The sequence below is a fragment of the Octadecabacter algicola genome (genome assembly GCF_021532625.1).
In the GTDB taxonomy this organism is placed as follows: Bacteria; Pseudomonadota; Alphaproteobacteria; order Rhodobacterales; family Rhodobacteraceae; genus Octadecabacter; species Octadecabacter algicola.
On the sequence record NZ_JAKGAR010000001.1, the window covers coordinates 1,119,924 to 1,137,428 of the forward strand.

Below are 17,505 nucleotides of genomic sequence, written 5' to 3' on the forward strand. Positions count from 1 at the left end.
ACTTCACCCCTAACGTTGCGACATACTTCGACAAAGAGACCTCAAACTCTTCCGCGTATAGCCTTCAATTCCCGCTCGATTAACTTTGGAGCAAGGCTACTAATCCTGACTTTCAGGGGTTGCGACGCGCCCCTTTCGCTTCTAGATACCCCCTGTCTCATCGCCAAAGGTCCAATTCATGGAAAACGTCGTTCTTGTTGTTCACCTCTTGCTCGCACTGTCATTGATTGGCGTTGTGCTTTTGCAGCGGTCCGAAGGCGGCGGCCTTGGTATTGGCGGCGGTGGCGGTGGTGCCCAAGGTGGGCGCCCAGGTGCGACGGCCCTTGGTAAGGTCACTTGGATCCTTGCGGTTGCGTTTATTTGTACATCGATTGCACTGACGATCCTGTCCGCTCAGAAGGCCAGCGATGCGTCGGTCGTAGATGGCGCTGGTGTTCCTACGGAATCAATCGACGGCGAAGTTGCGCCAAGCGCAGGCGAAAGCCTGTTGCCGCCAACACCGGACGCAGCAACAGACGAACCGCTGACGCCTGACGTTGACTAAACCGGTCCTTGAGCCCTCAACACCACTAAGGGTTGCGGGCTAAGGCATTCTATCCACAGTATATTGCGGTTTTGCCGTCTAAAGTTGTTCGGGGCTAGTTGCCAACACCACCCGAATCCGACTAGACTTAAATCCCGTGATACATGCTTTCCTGCGGTTATCCGCCGGCAAGGTATTCACTTATTTAGCCAATTCTGGCTGGCAGGCTTCACGGGGGTTTCCTGATTTATGGCGCGTTACGTATTCATCACTGGTGGTGTGGTTTCATCACTTGGCAAAGGCCTCGCGTCAGCTGCATTGGGATCCTTGCTTCAAGCCCGCGGGTTTTCCGTACGGTTGCGCAAGCTAGACCCCTATTTGAATGTCGATCCGGGCACGATGTCCCCGTTCGAGCACGGCGAAGTGTTTGTCACTGATGACGGTGCCGAAACCGACCTCGACCTTGGGCACTACGAACGTTTTACGGGTGTTCCGGCACGAATGACGGATTCGGTATCCTCTGGCCGTGTTTATTCAACCGTTCTGGAAAAAGAACGTCGTGGCGATTACCTCGGGAAGACCATCCAAGTGGTTCCCCATGTGACCAATGAAATCAAAGAATTCCTGCATGTCGGCGAAGACGAAGTCGATTTCATGCTCTGTGAGATCGGTGGCACCGTAGGCGACATTGAAGGCCTGCCCTTCTTTGAAGCCATTCGCCAATTCAGCCACGATAAGCCGCGCGGCGAATGTATCTTTATGCACCTGACTTTGCTGCCCTACCTTGCGGCATCAGGCGAGTTGAAGACAAAGCCGACACAGCACAGCGTTAAAGAGCTGCAATCCATCGGCATTGCGCCCGATATTCTTGTGTGCCGCTCAGAGCACCCGATCCCTGACAAAGAACGCGAAAAGATCGCGCTGTTCTGTAACGTGCGCAAAGACGCGGTTGTTGCAGCCTATGATTTGAAATCGATCTACGAAGCGCCGCTCGCCTATCATGAACAAGGTTTGGATCAGGCTGTCTTGGATGCGTTCAATATCAACCCTGCCCCGCGCCCTGATTTGTCTGTCTGGAATGATGTCAAAGACCGTATTCACCACACCGACGGTGAAGTGAATGTCGCGATTGTCGGCAAATACACGCAGCTTGAAGATGCCTATAAGTCCTTCAAAGAGGCCCTGACCCATGGTGGCATGGCCAACCGTGTTAAGGTCAACGTATCGTGGGTCGATGCGGAGGTTTTCGACTCTGAGGACGCAGCCCCGCACCTTGAAGGGTACCACGCCATTCTGGTTCCTGGCGGTTTTGGCGAACGCGGCACCGAAGGTAAAATCAAAGCAGCTGAATTCGCGCGCACACGCAAGATCCCGTACTTCGGCATCTGTTTGGGCATGCAAATGGCCGTAATTGAAGCCGCGCGCAATGTGGCCGGAATTTCATCGGCCGGATCAGAAGAATTCGACCATGAGGCTGGTAAGAAGCGTTTTGAACCCGTTGTTTACCACCTAAAGGAATGGGTACAGGGCAACGCCAAAGTTAAGCGCAAAACAGGCGATGACAAAGGCGGTACCATGCGCCTTGGCTCCTATGATGCTGTATTGACAGAAGGATCTAGAGTCGCAGAAATCTATGGATCCACCGCCATAGAAGAACGCCACCGTCACCGCTATGAAGTCGACACGAAGTACCGCGCACAGCTTGAAGAAGGTGGCCTGATTTTCTCGGGGATGTCACCGGACGGCAAACTGCCTGAGATCGTCGAATGGACGGATCACCCGTGGTTTATCGGTGTGCAATTCCACCCCGAACTGAAATCCAAACCCTTCGCACCGCACCCATTGTTCGCAGATTTCGTGCGTGCAGCTGTCGAAGCGTCGCGTCTGGTATAAATTCGACGGGGCTGCGCCCATACGCCCTTCGCCTCTTAGGAGTGATTGGGCGCCCGATGAACGACAAGAGGTCATATATGCTGTCTTATCAACACCTCTATCATGCGGGCAATTTGGCGGATGTTCACAAGCATTCCACCCTTGCGTGGGTGTTGGACTACATGACCCGCAAGGACAAACCGCTGAGTTACATTGAAACTCACGGAGGGCGTGGATTGTACGACTTGACCGCTGATGAGGCCGTCAAAACCGGAGAGGCCGAAGCAGGAATTGGCAGCGTTGGCGATTGGTTTGACGAAGGCCATCCGTATGCAGCGGCGTTGAACGCCTGTCGTGACGAATTCGGCGACAACGCCTACCCCGGGTCCCCATGGATTGCGTCCCATCTGTTGCGCGGCGATGACGTTTTGCACGTGGCAGAACTGCACCCGCAAGAACATGCCGCATTAAAACAGGCAGTTGCGGGTGCCCATATTCACGGGCAAGACGGGTTTGAAATGGCGTATTCGCTGTGTCCCCCGACCCCACGCCGTGGGTTGATGTTGGTTGATCCATCTTACGAGGTGAAGGCCGAATATATGGATATCCCACGCCATTTCGCAAAGCTTGCGAAAATCTGGCCTGTTGGGGTGTTGATGCTCTGGTATCCGATCCTTACGGATATGCGCCATCGCGGCATGCTACGGGCCTTGCAGACGACGTTTCCTGAGGCATTGACCCACGAAGTAAGGTTTGCACCAGCACGTGACGGCCATCGCATGGTGGGATCAGGAATGTTCATCGTGAACCCGCCTTGGGGACTTGATGAGGCGTTAAAAGACCTTGGGGATGCTTTTGAGCAGCTTTGAGGCTTGCGAGAATAGTTAACACGCCTAAACTACCCCTTATGTTTGAAAGAATTCTTGCCCGCCTCACCGCCCCTATCGCCGATTTAACGCCAATGCCCGAGGCCGATGCGCGCCATGCACTTGGTGCGCTTTTGGTCCGTGTGGCCAAAGCCGATGGAGCGTATCTGTTCCAAGAGATCGAGGAAATCGATCACTTGCTGGCCGACCTTTACAGTTTAAACGCCATCGAAGCTGCGCGCATGCGAGCTGAATGCGAAAAACTGGAAGCTGCCATGCCTGACACCAGCGAACTGGCCAACATTCTGACATGCGACGTGTCCACGAGTGAAAGAGACGAATTGGTCAGCGCACTTTGGAAAGTGGCGGACGCCGATGGTCAGCGCCATGACACCGAACAACAAGTTGTTGCAATTGCCACCCAGACGTTTGGAATGGCCCCCGAAGCAGCAGAAGCTTTGCGATCGTAATCCAGCCTTGGACTTTGTGAGAAGCGGGCCTATATCCCAATTATGTTTGGTGAACTCTTTAAGCGGCTGACAGCCCCCGACCCTGTCGAATTCTCAGATACCGATGCGCGTGTCGCGCTTGGTGCGTTGTTGGTGCGCTTGGCACGTGCAGACGGCGTCTATGACAGCAATGAAATCGCACAAATTGATGCTGTGTTGATGGATCGTTATGAATTGTCGTCGCAAGACGCCCAGAATTTGCGGGCCCAATGCGAGATTGCCGAAACCGAAGCGCCAGATACGGTGCGGTTTACGAAAGCGATCAAAGAAGCTGTAGCTTATGAAGACCGAGAAGCTGTTGTAGAGGCTCTTTGGTCCGTGGCATTGGCCGACGGTGATCGCGACCATCACGAAGATGCGTTGCTGCGTATGGTTGCGCCTCTGCTCGGCGTAACGGACCAAGACAGCCACAAAGCCCGCCACCGGATCATGAACCGGAAATGATCGCACGACTGCCGATGTATGATCGCCCGGAAAATGCCGCGGCGCATGATGCACTGTGGTCGGGTGTCAGAAACATCCTTGGTTATGGGGAACCCGAGATAGATCGCAAAACCGCTTATGATGATGGCTGGGGACGCGAGGATCTATTGCTCGGGCAGATATGTAACTTCCCCTACCGTGCCAGTTTTCGCGACCGCGTGACGCGGATCGGTTGTGCGGACTATGGCCTGAAAGATACACCCGCAGGATACTATCATTCCGTATTCGTGGTCCGCGCGGGGGAGGCTAGCCGAGGTCTCGCGCCTGCAACGTTGGGGCGGTTCGCCTATAATGACGCCCAGTCCCAATCTGGCTGGGGTGCACCGCTGGCTCGCGTGAGCGAAATGGGCCTTACATTTCACACGACAATCAAGACAGGCGCGCACTACGACAGCATGATGGCCGTCGCCGATGGGCGTGCTGATCTGGCCGCGATTGATGCTGTCACATGGCGCATGTTTGAAGCTTGGGAGCCGCGCGTGACTGAATTGCAGGTCATCGGCCGAACTGGGTTATCACCGGGGATGACATTTATAACTGCGCCACAAAACGACCCAACCCCGATCCGAGAGGCGCTAAAGTCAGCGATCTCAAACCTCGCGCCAGAACACGCAAATACATTGGGCCTGCGCGGCTTGGCTGTTTTGCCAGACGCAGCCTATGATATCGCGCTTGCTTCTGCGCCCTAAGGCACATTGCAATCGCCCGAAAAGTAAGCCCTAATCGCCGCAATCTTCAAAAGAGGCCGCATGACTTCTCCAGTTCTCGAAATCCGAAATCTTCACAAGGCCTATGGCACATTAGAGGTGCTCAAGGGTGTGGATGTTTCAGCACCTGCAGGTCACGTCATCAGTTTGATCGGGTCTTCCGGTTCAGGAAAATCGACGCTGCTGCGCTGTGCGAACCTTTTGGAAGACAGTCAGCAAGGCGATATTCTGTTTTGCGGAGAGCCCGTAAAATGGAAAGGCACAGGCCTTAACCGTCAGCCAAGCGACCACGCACAAATGATCCGTATTCGCACGAACCTGTCGATGGTGTTCCAACAGTTTAACCTTTGGGCGCATATGACCATCCTGCAGAACGTTATGGAGGCGCCCCTTACCGTGCTTAAACGGGACCGCGACGAGGTTGAGGCAAGCGCGCGCAAATACCTCGACAAGGTTGGGATCGGTGACAAATGCGATGTTTATCCCGCGCAGCTTTCCGGTGGACAGCAACAGCGTGCGGCAATTGCACGAGCGCTGTGCATGGAACCCAAAGCCCTCTTGTTTGATGAACCTACGTCGGCGCTTGACCCCGAACTGGAACAAGAAGTCGTTAAAGTTATCAAAGACCTAGCCACCGAAGGCCGCACCATGTTGGTGGTGACGCACGATATGCGTATGGCCCATGACATTTCAGATCACGTAGTGTTCCTGCACCAGGGCATGATCGAAGAACAAGGCCCGCCAAAGGAGCTGTTCAACAATCCGCAATCGGAGCGGTTGCGAGGGTTCCTCTCAGCGACGGTGCCTGCATGAAGGGGCTCGCGATTGTTCTGGCCCTGCTGGGAAGCACGGCATCGGCTGACACGTTGCGGATCGCTACGGGTGGGCATTTTCCACCCTATATTTACGACCCTGAAACCGAACAGGCGCGCGGGTTTGACAAGGATTTGTTGGACGAAATTTGCCAACGCGGCGAATACGACTGCGTCTGGGTCGACCTCCCGATGAACGACATTTTTCAGGCCCTTGCCCGCGGAGACGTCGATGTCGTCACCGGTGGCTTTGGTTATTCATCTGAACGGGATGCGATCGTGGATTTCACCTGCCCTTACGTTTACAGCGGCGAAAGTGCGGGCCATTTTGTCGGCGCCAGTCCCGATGTTGATTTGATCACTTCGCGGATCGGCACATTGGACGAATCTCTCTATCTTAAGGCCATGCAGCAAGCACAACGTGATGTTCGCTCTTACCCGACTGAAGCTGCCGCATTGGATGCTTTGGCCGCGGGTGAAATCGACGTGGTGTTCGGATCGCACAATATGGTGTCAGATTCCGAAGGACGCGGCGGCTTTTACGAGTTGGGTGAATATCCAACATTCTCAGGCGGAACTGTTCTGGGCGTTTCGGAGGACGCTACGGCGTTGCTTGATGACCTTAATGACCTATTGGCAAAGATATCGGCGGATGGAACACTAGGTCAGTTGCAATTGCGCTGGCTTGGTCGAGATTCGGGTGACACGATCTCTCGATGCTTTGACCCCACCGCATTGGCATAAGAAACAAACTAACCAACTTGGAGTAATCAAATGAAAAATATTGTTCTGGCGACGGCTGCTGTCGCACTGACATCCACAATGGCACTGGCTGACGGCCACTCTGTTGTACGCATGGGGACTGAAGGCGCATATGCACCTTGGAACTTCATCAACGACGCCGGCGAAGTTGACGGCTTTGAGCGTGAACTCGGTGACGAACTCTGCGCCCGTGCTGAACTGACCTGCGAATGGGTCACAAACGAGTGGGACAGCATTATCCCGAACCTCGTGTCTGGCAACTATGACACCATCATCGCTGGTATGTCTGTGACAGCTGAACGCGACGAAATCATTGATTTCACACAAGCTTATACACCTGCTGACCCATCCGCTTACCTTGCTCTGGATGCTGATCTGGACATTGAAGGCGCTGTTGTGGCAGCTCAAACGGGTACAATTCAGGCGTCTTTCATCGCTGACCAAGGTTGGACAGTTGTTGAATTCGCAACACCGGAAGAAACTCTTGCCGCGGTTCGCGGTGGCGAAGCTGATGCCGTTCTGGCCGATCAGTCTTTCCTTGCCGGTGCTTTAGAAGGCCAATCCGAATTGGTCATGCTTGAGCGCAAAGAAGTTCTCGGCGGCGGCGTTGGCATGGGTATCCGCGAAAGCGATACTGAGCTGCGCGAAACATTCGACGCGGCAATCCAGTCCATGAAAGACGACGGCACACTGAACGAATTGATCGTGAAGTGGGAAGTTGCTTCTACTTTCGAATAAGACACTAAGAAACCAACGTGCCCGCCCTGATCGACAGGGCGGGCGCACTCCTAACCTTGGATCGAACACCCTATCTTTGAATTTTGCGCAGATCCCGACGTCCTGAGGACGTTCCAATGGCTCAGCTGCTACCTGACCACAGGCAAGCATATGGGGTTCTATTGGTCATTCTTAACAGTTTTGACGTTGTTGGCGATCACTGCCCCGCTCGCATTATCTTTCGGCTTTGGCGGCGCGATGGCCGCCCGCAGCAAAATCGCGCCCCTATCGTGGTTTGGCAAAGGCTACATCGCAATCGTGCGCGGTGTGCCTGACATTGCGTTTTTTCTGTTTTTCGTGATCGCGCTCGATCAAGGCATCGAATACCTACGCCACCAGATAAAATGCCCTGACTGGCCGGATGCTATCCGCCAAGGCAATGACTTTATCGTCTGCACGGCAGCTAAAATGCCGCTCGGCAATGCTCCGCAATGGGTCCATGAGACCTACGGTTTCTTTATTGCCGTATTCACCTTTGCCATCGTTTTTGGCGCCTTTGCGGCCAACGTTTTGTTTGGCGCGATGAAGGCTGTCCCCAAGCCTCAAATTGAAACCGCGCACGCCTATGGCATGAACACCCGTCAAACATTCTGGCGCATTGTTGTGCCGCAAATGTGGGTCTATGCCCTGCCCGGTCTTGGAAATCTTTGGATGGTGCTGATCAAAGCGACCCCATTGTTATTTCTTCTTGGTGTTGAAGACATCGTTTATTGGGCGCGTGAACTTGGCGCGACAAAGACACCGCAGTTCACCAGCTACCCCCATGGCGACTGGCGCATGTGGTATTTCTTGGCGTTGTTGGTGTTTTACCTTGCGTTTACCCGCGTTTCCGAAATCGTTCTGGATCGCACTATGCGCCGCTTAACCCGTGGCCAAGCCACGGCAGGTGGCGAAGCCCAACGTAAGGTGGCTGGCTGATGGAAGAATGCATCCAAACCATTACTGACTATGCCTTCCGCTCGATCGGGTTTGGCGAAAGGCTATTACCACGCAGTGATTTTACGCTGTGCCAACAATTCACGTTGATCGGATCAGGCATGATTTGGAACGTGTATTTCGGCGTTCTTGCATTGGTCTCGGGCTTCTTTTTGGCAACGGCGGTGGCACTTGGAAAGGCGGCGAAGAACCCAGTGATCCGCAAAGCCTCTGAATGGTTCATCTTTATCTTCCGTGGCTCGCCGCTGTTCATCCAATTCTTCTTTGCCTACTTCTTCTTTCTTTCCCTCAAGGGGCAGTTCGCCTTTTTCAGCCCCTTCACCGCCGCATGGCTTGGGGCTTTGATCGTGTTGTTCCTCAACACAGCCGCCTACTCGGGCGAGATATTCTATGGTGCGTTGCAATGCATCCCCAAAGGCGACACCGAAGCCGCCGACGCCTATGGGCTGTCCGGTTGGACCCGTTTTCGACGTGTGATCTGGCCGACAATGCTACGCCTTGCGTGGCCAGCCTACACCAATGAAGCAATCTTTCTGTTCCACTCAACCACGTTGGTCTATTTCAGCGGGTTTCCAGCGTGGCAGCAAAAGGGCGATGCGCTGTATTACGCGAGCTTCTTTGCGGACAAGACGTTCAACCCTTTCGTCCCTTACCCCATTTTGGCCTTCTATTTCATTCTGGTAACGCTCGTAATCATCGCAATCATGGGACGCATTGGCCGACGTTTGAACCGTCACCTGCCGCAAGATGCCCCCCGCCCCAAGTTCCGTTTTCGTCCTCAAATCATTAGGTAACACCCTATGTCATGGCTTCATGAAAACCCCGATATCAAAACAATCCGCGTTGCCGCTGCAGACCTGAATGGCATCGCGCGCGGCAAGCGTATTCCGGTGCGGTTTGCTGACAAGATCGAAGAAGACGGAACACGGCTTCCGCTGTCAGTTCTGAACTTGGATATCTGGGGCGAAGACATCGACGACAGCCCTTTGGTATTTGAAGCAGGCGATCCCGACGGCGTATGCTTGCCAACAGATCGCGGTTTCATCCCGATGCCATGGCTCGATAGCCCATCGGCGCTTTTGCCAATGTGGATGCACCGCGAAGATGGCCGCCCCTTTGAGGGCGACCCCCGCCATGCGCTGGCTGCCGTTTTGAAACGCTACAAAGACCGTGGACTTACGCCAATCTGCGGCACGGAACTTGAATTTTACCTTGTGGATGACAGCGGCAAGGACCTTGCTGTGGTCCCGTCCCCTCGGTCTGGCAAACGGCGCCCGGGTGCGGAAATCCTGTCCCTGCGCGCACTCGATGCCTTCGATAACTTCTTCACGGCGTTTTATGATGGCGCAGAGGCCATGGATATCCCCGCCGAGACAGCCATTTCCGAGGCCGGTCTTGGCCAATTTGAAATCAACCTGTCTCATGGCGGCGCGATGAAAGCTGCGGATGATACATGGCTGTTCAAACTTCTGATGCGCGGGCTTGCGCGCCAGCACGGGTTCGCTGCCAGCTTTATGGCGAAACCCTATCCCGAATATTCCGGCAATGGTCTGCATGTGCATTTCTCGGTGCTTGATGCGGACGGAAACAACATCTTTGACAACGGCGGCGACGAAGGCACCCCAGCTTTGCATCATGCCATTGCTGGCTGCATGTCGGCCCTGCCCGCGTCGGCGCTAATCCTTGCCCCACACGGCAATTCGTATGACCGTTTGGTCCCGAATGCACACGCGCCCACATCGATTTGCTGGGCTTATGAAAACCGCACAGCTGCGATCCGTGTACCCGGTGGTCACCACAAAGGCCGCCGCATTGAACACCGGGTCGCGGGCGGGGACGTAAACCCTTACTTGATGTTGGCAGCCGTCCTGGGTGCAGCATTGAATGGTATAGAAGATGGTGTGGAACCACCCGCACCGATCACGGGTAACGCCTATGACCAAGGCCTACCGCAACTGCCCGCCAGCTGGGCCGAGGCCATTGACCGGTTTGAAACGGATCCTGAAATCGCCCGCATCTTTCCCGCTGAACTGATCAACAATTTCGTCGCGACCAAACGGCAGGAATTAAAGGCCTTTGCAGACCTGTCCGCGGAAGAACAGGTTGATCTGTATTTGGACACTGTCTAGCGCGGCACGGGTTGTGCGGCGTGCCCCCTCGGACTAAGTTAAACCCAAGCTAAATACTGGTGTTTCATGAAAATCGGCATATTACAGACTGGCCACTCCCCGGACGAACTCCGGGATGTATTGGGCGACTACTCAAACTTGTTTGAACGCCTTCTTGATGGTCAGGGATTTGACTTTGAGACATTCAACATTGTTGACGGAGTTTTCCCTGAGGGAGTGGACGTCTGTGGCGGTTGGCTGATTACGGGCTCTAAACACGGTGCCTACGAAGACCACCCTTGGATTCCGCCACTGGAAACGCTGATCCGCGACATTTACGAAGCGGGCCGGCCTTTGGTTGGTATTTGCTTTGGCCACCAAATCATCGCGCAGGCGTTAGGCGGTAAGGTTGAAAAGTTCAAAGATGGCTGGGCCGTTGGGCACCAAACCTACGACTGGCAGGGCGAACAAGTTTCCTTGAACGCTTGGCATCAGGATCAGGTTACGCGGCTTCCTGACGGGGCGCGGCCCATTGCATCCAACAGTTTTTGCGAAAACGCTGCTTTGGTTTATGGCGACAAGGCCTTTACCGTTCAGGCCCACCCTGAATTTGGATCTGATGTCATCGAAGGGTTGATCCGCACACGCGGTGGTGCTGTCCCACCCGAACTTATCGCGCAGGCACAAGAGCGTCTCAACGCCGATGTGGAAAATGCCCGACTGGCGGCCCAAATCGGGGCATTCCTGAAAGGCCAATCCGTATGAGCTGGATGACCAAAATCCCACAAGCCGCCCGCGACTATCTGGAAGCCAATCGGCTGGATGAAGTTGAATGCATGATTTCCGACCTGCCCGGCATTGCCCGCGGCAAGGCGGTTCCGGCTGGGAAATGGGAAAAACAAACACAGTTCCACTTGCCAGAAAGCATCTTCTTTCAGACCCTCACGGGCGGTTGGGGCGAAGCGGCTGGCGATGCGGGCTTCACCGAACCTGATATGATCCTCAAGCCGGATTACAACACGGCGACAGCGGCCCCATGGGCCGAGGACGGAACATTGCAGGTGATCCACGACGCGTTTGCGACCAACGGTGATCCGATCCAGTTTTCGCCGCGCAACGTACTGAAACGTGTAGTCGCTCTTTACGAAGCCGAAGGCTGGACGCCCGTCGTCGCGCCCGAGATGGAATTTTTCCTCGTCGCGCCGAACACAGACCCCGCCAAACCGATCGAACCCATGATCGGCCGCTCTGGACGCCCCGCTGCTGCGCGTCAGGCCTATTCCATGACAGCCGTGGACGACTACGGCCCCGTCATCGATGACATTTATGAATTTGCCGAGATCCAAGGCTTTGAGATCGACGGCATTACCCAAGAAGGTGGCGCAGGTCAGCTTGAGATCAATCTCAACCACGGTGATCCTGTTGAACTCGCCGATCAGGTTTTCTTCTTCAAACGTCTGCTCAAAGAAGCCGCGCTTAAACACAATTGCTTTGCCACCTTTATGGCCAAGCCGATTGAAGACGAGCCCGGTAGCGCGATGCACATCCACCACTCGATCCTTGATCAAGACGGGAACAATATCTTCACGGGCCCTCAGGGTGGGGAAACGGATGCGTTCTTCCAGTTCATTGGTGGCATGCAGGAATATCTGCCAAGTGTCGTCGCGATTATGGCCCCCTACGTGAACAGCTACCGTCGCTACGTGAAAGACCACGCGGCCCCTATCAACCTTGAATGGGCGCGCGACAATCGCACGACGGGCCTGCGCGTTCCACTGTCCGACCCCAAGGCACGTCGGATCGAAAACCGCCTCGCAGGGATGGATTGTAATCCATATCTTTGCATCGCGGCGTCACTGGCCTGCGGGTACCTTGGCATTAAGAACGAACGCTGGGCAGACAAACGCTTTAGCGGCGATGCCTATGAAGGCGACGGAGAACTGCCTCAAGGGTTGTTCACTGCGCTTGACCTGTTTGATGCAAATACTGAAATGCACGAAATTTTAGGCCCCGACTTCGCGCGTGTTTATTCAATCGTCAAACGCGCCGAATACGAAGAATTTCTGCAAGTCATCAGCCCGTGGGAGCGTGAACACCTCCTGTTAAACGTATGATCCGCTTAGCTTTTACCGCAGTTCTGTTGCTCGCTGGCGTTCTAGCGTTCTCAGCGTTTTACCTTGCAAAGGGGAGCGAGGGGCAACCGACCGAAATCACCACAGGCACCCCCGATGGCCCCAGCCCAGCCGCACAAGCTCCAGACACGCCAGAGGTTGAAAAACTGTTCTTCCTTCGCGGGATCGATTTCGAAAACGGGGAAATTTCCTTGGTCTTGTTTCAACCAGGAACCGAACACGAACGCCTGATCATTCGCGACCAGGCGGCCCTTCTTGAGGCCCAAGACAAAGCCTTCGTAAACACCACGACACCAGATGGTGAAGAAGCCGGTAGTTTGCTTCTAAATATGATGGGTGCCCCGTCAGAAGAAACCATCGCACAGATTTTTCGTGATGATGTACTTATTGCTGCGGTGAACTGCCCCAATTCATCTTGCGGGCATTTTGCTGACAGCTCGGATATCGATTACGCAGGGCTGACGGATTTCAGCGTGCCGCACCAGACTATCAACGACGAATTTAGTACTTATGAAGCCTACATCGCGACCATCGAAGGCATCGCAGACGATCCGAATTATATGCTGTTGGATCAACGCCCGCTGGTCGATTTCCCATTGGCGCAAAGACCTGCCCATCTGATCGTTGAGCTGCCCAATGTGATCACTGATGACGCCTCGTTTGACCCGTCGTTGCACGAAGCATTGGTGCAATCCGCGATTGTTCCACTGCTGCCAGATGGGGCCGATCTGGACTGGGTGCAAGTGACCGACCAAGGGCCTGCCGTTCTGGCGGACAAAGACAACAATCAGCCTGTCTTGGCAGGAGGAGCGCCTATCGTCTTTACAGGTGCGCAGTTCTATTCGGTGCGCGCCCGCATCAACGGTGTCACGACCCTGCCGACAGATGTCTATAACGCCTTGACCCAAGCCAGCCTGCGTCAGGTCGACATCGACGCAGCCTTTCCAGATTTCGTGACAAGCCGCCTGCAAACCGATTGCGTCGACTGCTATTTCCTAAAGGTTGAGGGCGGTTATTCCGATGAAGCCCATGCGTTTGATTGGCGTAGCGAAGCCTATTACCTGAATTACTACGACCTACGCGAGGCACCGTAACATCATGTCAAATGCTCTGTATCGCAATGACCGTCCCGGCGAGTTCCCCAAAAGTTGGTATGCAGCTACAGCAGACATTCCAGCCCAAAGGCCCGCCCTAAAGGGCCAACATACGGCGGACGTCTGTATAGTCGGGGCTGGGTTTACAGGATTGATAGCGGCTTTGGATCTTGCAGAGGCAGGCATGAAAGTCATCGTTCTGGACGCGCATCGTGCGGGATGGGGCGCGTCGGGGCGCAATGGCGGTCAGGTTGGCAGCGGATTCAACAAAGACCAGCGCTGGCTGTCTGCACGTTTGGGCAAAGGCCCCGCCAAAGCACTGTGGGACATGACCGAAGAGGCCAAGGACCTGCTCAAGGCGAAGGTAGAAAAACACGCGCCAGAAGCCCGTTTTCGTTCTGGTGTTGCCCATGGCGCCTATGACGCTGTGGAGGCCCGAGAGCTGCGCGATGAGGCTGAATTCCTTCGCCGCACGTACAATTACGACGACGTTGAGGGCCTGACCCGTGATCCGTTCCAAGCCATTGTTAAATCACCCCATTATCAGGGTGGTTTGATCGACCGCGGCGCAGGGCACATCCACCCGCTCCGCTATGCGCTTGGGCTTGCGAAGGCCGCTGAACATGCCGGTGCCGAGATTTATGAACGATCCGAAGTGCACCACATCGAAGACGGGGCCACTGTGACCGTCGCAACAGGCCAAGGCCGTGTGCAGGCGCCCTTCGTGATCTTGGCGGGCAACGGATATCTGCCCAATCTTAAGCGCAAAGTCGCGGCCCGCACGATGCCGATCAATTCTTTTATCGCGGCCACTGAACCCTTGGGCGATCGTGCCAAGGACGTGTTGACGCAAGATATCGCGGTCGCAGACAGCAAATTCGTCGTAAACTACTTCCGCCTTTCCGAGGACAATCGCCTGTTGTTCGGGGGTCGTGAAAACTACGGCGTAGGATTCCCGCAAAACATCGAACCTGCCCTGCGCAAACGGATGGAACACATGTTTCCGCAACTTGAGGGCATTGGCATTGATTACACGTGGGGCGGCACACTTGGCATTACGCCATCACGGCTGCCACTTGTCACACGGGTCGCGCCAAACATCGTAAGTGCTGGCGGATTTTCTGGCCATGGCGTTGCCCATTCAGGGTTTGCTGGCCGCCTAATGGCGGAAGCTGTGCGCGGACAGGCCGAACGGTTTGACGTCTTTTCAAGCCTTCCTACACCAGCCTTTCCAGGCGGGACGATGCTGCGGGCCCCGCTGCTGGCGGCGGCGATGTCGTGGTATTCCTTAAGGGATCGCTTGGGCATCTGATCAACCGGGATATCAATGCAACGTTACATTTGAAATGTAATACTTGCAAAACTACCGTAGCATTTGCCTTGCTTCGCACCTATAAGGTTGGGAAAACGCAACTAAGTAAAGTCGAGCGAGATGACCCAGATCCCTAATGTATACGACGCTGAACCCATTCCCGCCGCCGCCCTAGATGAGGTTATGAAACTTCTTACATCCGCGGACCTGTTTCGTTACACGGCTGCCGAAAATGCGCCCGTTTCCTTGCTGGAACAAGAGTTCGCCGCGATGATGGGCACCAAATACGCATTGGCCGTGTCCAGCTGTTCCGCCGCCTTGTTCCTATCGCTAAAGGCCTTGGACCTGCCCCGCGGCGCGCGTGTTTTGATCCCGGCATTCACATTCGCGGCTGTACCGTCATCGGTTGTCCATGCGGATCTTGTCCCATTATTGGTGGAATGCGGCGAAAATTACCGTATCAACATGGACGATTTCGCGGCCAAACTGCCGCAAGCCGATGCCGTTTTGATTTCACACATGCGCGGCCACACCTCGGATATGGATGCGATCATGACGCTGTGCGATGCCGCTGGCATTCCTGTGATCGAAGACGCGGCGCATAGCCTTGGCACAACGTGGAACGGCCGCAAGATCGGCACGATCGGGCGTATCGGTTGCTTTAGCTTCCAAAGCTATAAGATGATCAACGCGGGCGAAGGCGGTATCTTGGTTACAGATGACGCCGATTTGGTAGCACGGGCGATCATTATGTCCGGCGCTTATGAACATACCTGGATGAAGCATGCAGTGCCGCAAAAGGCGATGCAGCACTGGCAAAACAAGCTGCCGCTTTACAACTTGCGGCTCTCGAACCTGTCCGCAGCGATCATCCGGCCGCAATTGGATGAACTCCCGCGTCGCGTTCGCGATGGCTTGCGCAACCATGACCACGTGGCAGCGCAGCTTAATCGTTCGCCCTACCTGGATGTCCCTGCACCACTATCAGGTGAGGCGCGCGCACCAGATTCCATCCAGTTTAACCTTGTAAATATGACGGATGCCCAAACCCAGACCTTTGCTGCCCAAGCGGCGGATCTGGGTCTCAAGGTACAGATTTTCGGCCAGTCGAGCGACAATGCCCGGGCCTTCTGGAATTGGGAATTCTTGGGAGAGGCACCAAAACTGCCAATGACCCGCTCCATGCTGATGCGGGCCTGCGATGTACGCCTCCCTGCCCGTCTAACGCTGGAAGACTGCGACGTCATCGCACAAACGCTCGTTGCAGCGGCGCAGAACGCGACATCGCAAAAGGCCGCTTAACGGGTCGATTACTTACCGAGCTTCGAAAGCTTGTCCTGCAGTGCGGCAAGTTCAGCTTTAATGTCATCAAGATCTTCGGCTTTGTCAGTAGTCTCGCTGGCCGCGCTTTCGGGTGCGGCCTCTTCAGCTTGACTAGTCGGCATCATGCCACCTGTCATCGCTTTCATGAACGCTTCCTGCTGGGTTTTCATCGCGTCAAAACCTGGCATAGACGCCAATGGGTTCATGGCGCCCATGTTTTCCATCATCTTGGACTGACGATCCCGCAACAGATCAAAAGACTGCGCCAAGAACTGTGGAACAACGGAAATGCTTTGGGATGTGTAAGAGCGAACCAAATCTGTAAGCACATCGACCGGAAGCACACTTTCGCCACGGCTTTCGTGTTCCGCAATGATTTGTAGAAGGTATTGGCGGGTAAGATCATCACCAGATTTCAGATCGACGATCTGAACCTCGCGCCCTTCGCGAATGAAGGCTGCGATGTCTTCCAAAGTCACGTAGTCGCTGGTTTCAGTATTATAAAGCCGCCGACTTGCGTAGCGCTTGATGAGTAAGGGCTGTGATGTGTTGGCCAACGCGTGCTCTCCCTAGCAAATGTTGCAGTGCAGAGAAGCCTATGCCGCATGTGCGCAAATGGAAAGGCCCCTGTGAAAACAGCTTATTTGCGTCAAAGACAAAAAAGCCGCACTGCCGGGAGATGAGCAGTGCGGCTTCTTTCTAACCGCCGCGTTTAGGGAGGAGGAAACGCGCGGTCTATTCAGTCACTTACTTAGCAGTGGCTTTTTTGGCAGCAGCAGTAACGTCGTCAGTTGCTTTTTTAGCAGCAGCGGACATGTCTTCGCCCATGTCTTTGCCAGCAGCCATCAGCAGCTCAAGTGTTTCTGTCTGAACTTTTTTCGCGATTTCAGCGAATGCAGCCATGTTTTCAGCAGCAGCTTCTGCAGAAGCGGATGCAAAATCAGTTACGGACTTAGCGTAGTCAGCTGGCTCTGCTTTAGCGGAAGCAACTGTTGTGATTTTAGACAGCGTGTCCTGAGCCCATTTCGCGGAAATCTCAGTGGATTTCTTTGCAGCGTCGATGGAAACAGCGGACAACTTTTCGGAAAGTGTTGTCTGTGTTTTGTACGCATCTTCGAATGCTTTTGTGTCTACTGGCAGTGCACCCATAACGTCTTTGAGTACGGCGGTGAAATCTTGTGTCTTAGCAGCCATTGCGGTGCTCCTTGAATGTGTGCCGGATCAACCCAGCGTTTCTGCGTCTGCAAACAACTTAGATGCTGCAGCGCAGCAAATCAAGCTTTTTCTGC

At 54.7% G+C, this 17,505-nt stretch carries 19 protein-coding genes; 17 read left to right on the top strand and 2 right to left on the bottom strand.

Going from position 1 to position 17,505, the window contains the following annotated elements; translation table 11 throughout:
- Window positions 1-178: 178 nt before the first annotated feature.
- The 17 genes from secG (at window position 179) to L0666_RS05555 (ending at window position 16,195) form a co-directional block, all read left to right on the top strand.
- Entirely contained in the window at window positions 179-544 is a 366-nt protein-coding gene (secG, locus tag L0666_RS05475) for a preprotein translocase subunit SecG (protein ID WP_235259304.1), read from the top strand.
- Window positions 545-772: 228 nt separating this feature from the next.
- On the top strand, window positions 773-2,416 hold the full coding sequence (locus L0666_RS05480; RefSeq protein ID WP_235259305.1) for a CTP synthase: 1,644 nt from the start codon (window positions 773-775) through the stop codon (window positions 2,414-2,416).
- 77 nt (window positions 2,417-2,493) lie between these two features.
- Window positions 2,494-3,264, top strand: a complete 771-nt coding sequence (locus L0666_RS05485) for a 23S rRNA (adenine(2030)-N(6))-methyltransferase RlmJ (protein WP_235259306.1) — start codon at window positions 2,494-2,496, stop codon at window positions 3,262-3,264.
- A gap of 38 nt (window positions 3,265-3,302) precedes the next feature.
- Window positions 3,303-3,731 carry a tellurite resistance TerB family protein gene (locus tag L0666_RS05490; protein WP_235259307.1) on the top strand — a complete coding sequence of 143 codons (429 nt, stop codon included), beginning with the start codon at window positions 3,303-3,305 and terminating at the stop codon, window positions 3,729-3,731.
- 42 nt (window positions 3,732-3,773) lie between these two features.
- On the top strand, window positions 3,774-4,214 hold the full coding sequence (locus tag L0666_RS05495) for a tellurite resistance TerB family protein (RefSeq protein ID WP_235259308.1): 441 nt from the start codon (window positions 3,774-3,776) through the stop codon (window positions 4,212-4,214).
- Entirely contained in the window at window positions 4,211-4,942 is a 732-nt protein-coding gene (locus tag L0666_RS05500) for a phosphate/phosphite/phosphonate ABC transporter substrate-binding protein (protein ID WP_235259309.1), read from the top strand. The genes L0666_RS05495 and L0666_RS05500 overlap by 4 nt, the downstream gene beginning before the upstream one ends.
- 60 nt (window positions 4,943-5,002) lie before the next feature.
- Window positions 5,003-5,773 carry an ABC transporter ATP-binding protein gene (locus L0666_RS05505; RefSeq protein WP_235259310.1) on the top strand — a complete coding sequence of 257 codons (771 nt, stop codon included), beginning with the start codon at window positions 5,003-5,005 and terminating at the stop codon, window positions 5,771-5,773.
- Window positions 5,770-6,516 (top strand): substrate-binding periplasmic protein, encoded by a 747-nt coding sequence (locus tag L0666_RS05510; protein ID WP_235259311.1) that lies wholly within the window; start codon window positions 5,770-5,772, stop codon window positions 6,514-6,516. Before L0666_RS05505 ends, L0666_RS05510 begins: the two co-directional genes overlap by 4 nt.
- Before the next feature lie 30 nt (window positions 6,517-6,546).
- Entirely contained in the window at window positions 6,547-7,272 is a 726-nt protein-coding gene (locus L0666_RS05515) for a transporter substrate-binding domain-containing protein (RefSeq protein WP_235259312.1), read from the top strand.
- Between the two features lie 72 nt (window positions 7,273-7,344).
- The gene (locus L0666_RS05520; RefSeq protein ID WP_235259565.1) at window positions 7,345-8,229 is read left to right on the top strand and encodes an ABC transporter permease; all 885 of its coding nucleotides are present in this window, start codon (window positions 7,345-7,347) and stop codon (window positions 8,227-8,229) included.
- Window positions 8,229-9,041, top strand: a complete 813-nt coding sequence (locus tag L0666_RS05525; protein WP_235259313.1) for an ABC transporter permease — start codon at window positions 8,229-8,231, stop codon at window positions 9,039-9,041. The genes L0666_RS05520 and L0666_RS05525 overlap by 1 nt, the downstream gene beginning before the upstream one ends.
- A 6-nt stretch (window positions 9,042-9,047) precedes the next feature.
- Window positions 9,048-10,376, top strand: coding sequence for a glutamine synthetase family protein (locus tag L0666_RS05530; RefSeq protein ID WP_235259314.1), 1,329 nt, complete (start codon window positions 9,048-9,050; stop codon window positions 10,374-10,376).
- Window positions 10,377-10,442: 66 nt separating this feature from the next.
- The gene (locus L0666_RS05535) at window positions 10,443-11,120 is read left to right on the top strand and encodes a type 1 glutamine amidotransferase (protein WP_235259315.1); all 678 of its coding nucleotides are present in this window, start codon (window positions 10,443-10,445) and stop codon (window positions 11,118-11,120) included.
- Window positions 11,117-12,469 (top strand): glutamine synthetase family protein, encoded by a 1,353-nt coding sequence (locus L0666_RS05540; protein WP_235259316.1) that lies wholly within the window; start codon window positions 11,117-11,119, stop codon window positions 12,467-12,469. The genes L0666_RS05535 and L0666_RS05540 overlap by 4 nt, the downstream gene beginning before the upstream one ends.
- A complete protein-coding gene (locus tag L0666_RS05545; RefSeq protein ID WP_235259317.1) occupies window positions 12,466-13,581 on the top strand; it encodes a hypothetical protein in 1,116 nt (371 codons plus the stop codon). The genes L0666_RS05540 and L0666_RS05545 overlap by 4 nt, the downstream gene beginning before the upstream one ends.
- 4 nt (window positions 13,582-13,585) lie before the next feature.
- Window positions 13,586-14,893: an NAD(P)/FAD-dependent oxidoreductase gene (locus tag L0666_RS05550; RefSeq protein WP_235259318.1), complete on the top strand. Its 1,308-nt coding sequence runs from the start codon at window positions 13,586-13,588 to the stop codon at window positions 14,891-14,893.
- Window positions 14,894-15,013: 120 nt separating this feature from the next.
- Window positions 15,014-16,195 (top strand): DegT/DnrJ/EryC1/StrS family aminotransferase, encoded by a 1,182-nt coding sequence (locus L0666_RS05555; protein ID WP_235259319.1) that lies wholly within the window; start codon window positions 15,014-15,016, stop codon window positions 16,193-16,195.
- An 8-nt stretch (window positions 16,196-16,203) separates the two neighbouring features.
- On the opposite strand, the gene phaR is transcribed toward L0666_RS05555, so the two are convergent.
- Both phaR and L0666_RS05565 read right to left on the bottom strand, forming a co-directional pair.
- A complete protein-coding gene (phaR, locus tag L0666_RS05560; RefSeq protein WP_235259320.1) occupies window positions 16,204-16,773 on the bottom strand; it encodes a polyhydroxyalkanoate synthesis repressor PhaR in 570 nt (189 codons plus the stop codon).
- Window positions 16,774-16,963: 190 nt separating this feature from the next.
- A complete protein-coding gene (locus L0666_RS05565) occupies window positions 16,964-17,410 on the bottom strand; it encodes a phasin family protein (protein WP_235259321.1) in 447 nt (148 codons plus the stop codon).
- Between the last annotated feature and the right edge of the window lie 95 nt (window positions 17,411-17,505).

What these genes read in the sequence shown, in the direction of transcription:
- L0666_RS05480 (WP_235259305.1), top strand. Translation starts at nt 773, where the DNA reads ATGGCGCGTTACGTATTCATCACTGGTGGTGTGGTTTCATCACTTGGC.
- L0666_RS05555 (WP_235259319.1), top strand. Translation starts at nt 15,014, where the DNA reads ATGACCCAGATCCCTAATGTATACGACGCTGAACCCATTCCCGCCGCC.
- L0666_RS05525 (WP_235259313.1), top strand. Translation starts at nt 8,229, where the DNA reads ATGGAAGAATGCATCCAAACCATTACTGACTATGCCTTCCGCTCGATC.
- L0666_RS05545 (WP_235259317.1), top strand. Translation starts at nt 12,466, where the DNA reads ATGATCCGCTTAGCTTTTACCGCAGTTCTGTTGCTCGCTGGCGTTCTA.
- L0666_RS05510 (WP_235259311.1), top strand. Translation starts at nt 5,770, where the DNA reads ATGAAGGGGCTCGCGATTGTTCTGGCCCTGCTGGGAAGCACGGCATCG.
- secG (WP_235259304.1), top strand. Translation starts at nt 179, where the DNA reads ATGGAAAACGTCGTTCTTGTTGTTCACCTCTTGCTCGCACTGTCATTG.
- L0666_RS05535 (WP_235259315.1), top strand. Translation starts at nt 10,443, where the DNA reads ATGAAAATCGGCATATTACAGACTGGCCACTCCCCGGACGAACTCCGG.
- L0666_RS05500 (WP_235259309.1), top strand. Translation starts at nt 4,211, where the DNA reads ATGATCGCACGACTGCCGATGTATGATCGCCCGGAAAATGCCGCGGCG.
- L0666_RS05550 (WP_235259318.1), top strand. Translation starts at nt 13,586, where the DNA reads ATGTCAAATGCTCTGTATCGCAATGACCGTCCCGGCGAGTTCCCCAAA.
- L0666_RS05485 (WP_235259306.1), top strand. Translation starts at nt 2,494, where the DNA reads ATGCTGTCTTATCAACACCTCTATCATGCGGGCAATTTGGCGGATGTT.
- L0666_RS05505 (WP_235259310.1), top strand. Translation starts at nt 5,003, where the DNA reads ATGACTTCTCCAGTTCTCGAAATCCGAAATCTTCACAAGGCCTATGGC.
- L0666_RS05530 (WP_235259314.1), top strand. Translation starts at nt 9,048, where the DNA reads ATGTCATGGCTTCATGAAAACCCCGATATCAAAACAATCCGCGTTGCC.
- L0666_RS05565 (WP_235259321.1), bottom strand. Translation starts at nt 17,410, where the DNA reads ATGGCTGCTAAGACACAAGATTTCACCGCCGTACTCAAAGACGTTATG.
- L0666_RS05490 (WP_235259307.1), top strand. Translation starts at nt 3,303, where the DNA reads ATGTTTGAAAGAATTCTTGCCCGCCTCACCGCCCCTATCGCCGATTTA.
- L0666_RS05515 (WP_235259312.1), top strand. Translation starts at nt 6,547, where the DNA reads ATGAAAAATATTGTTCTGGCGACGGCTGCTGTCGCACTGACATCCACA.
- L0666_RS05495 (WP_235259308.1), top strand. Translation starts at nt 3,774, where the DNA reads ATGTTTGGTGAACTCTTTAAGCGGCTGACAGCCCCCGACCCTGTCGAA.
- L0666_RS05540 (WP_235259316.1), top strand. Translation starts at nt 11,117, where the DNA reads ATGAGCTGGATGACCAAAATCCCACAAGCCGCCCGCGACTATCTGGAA.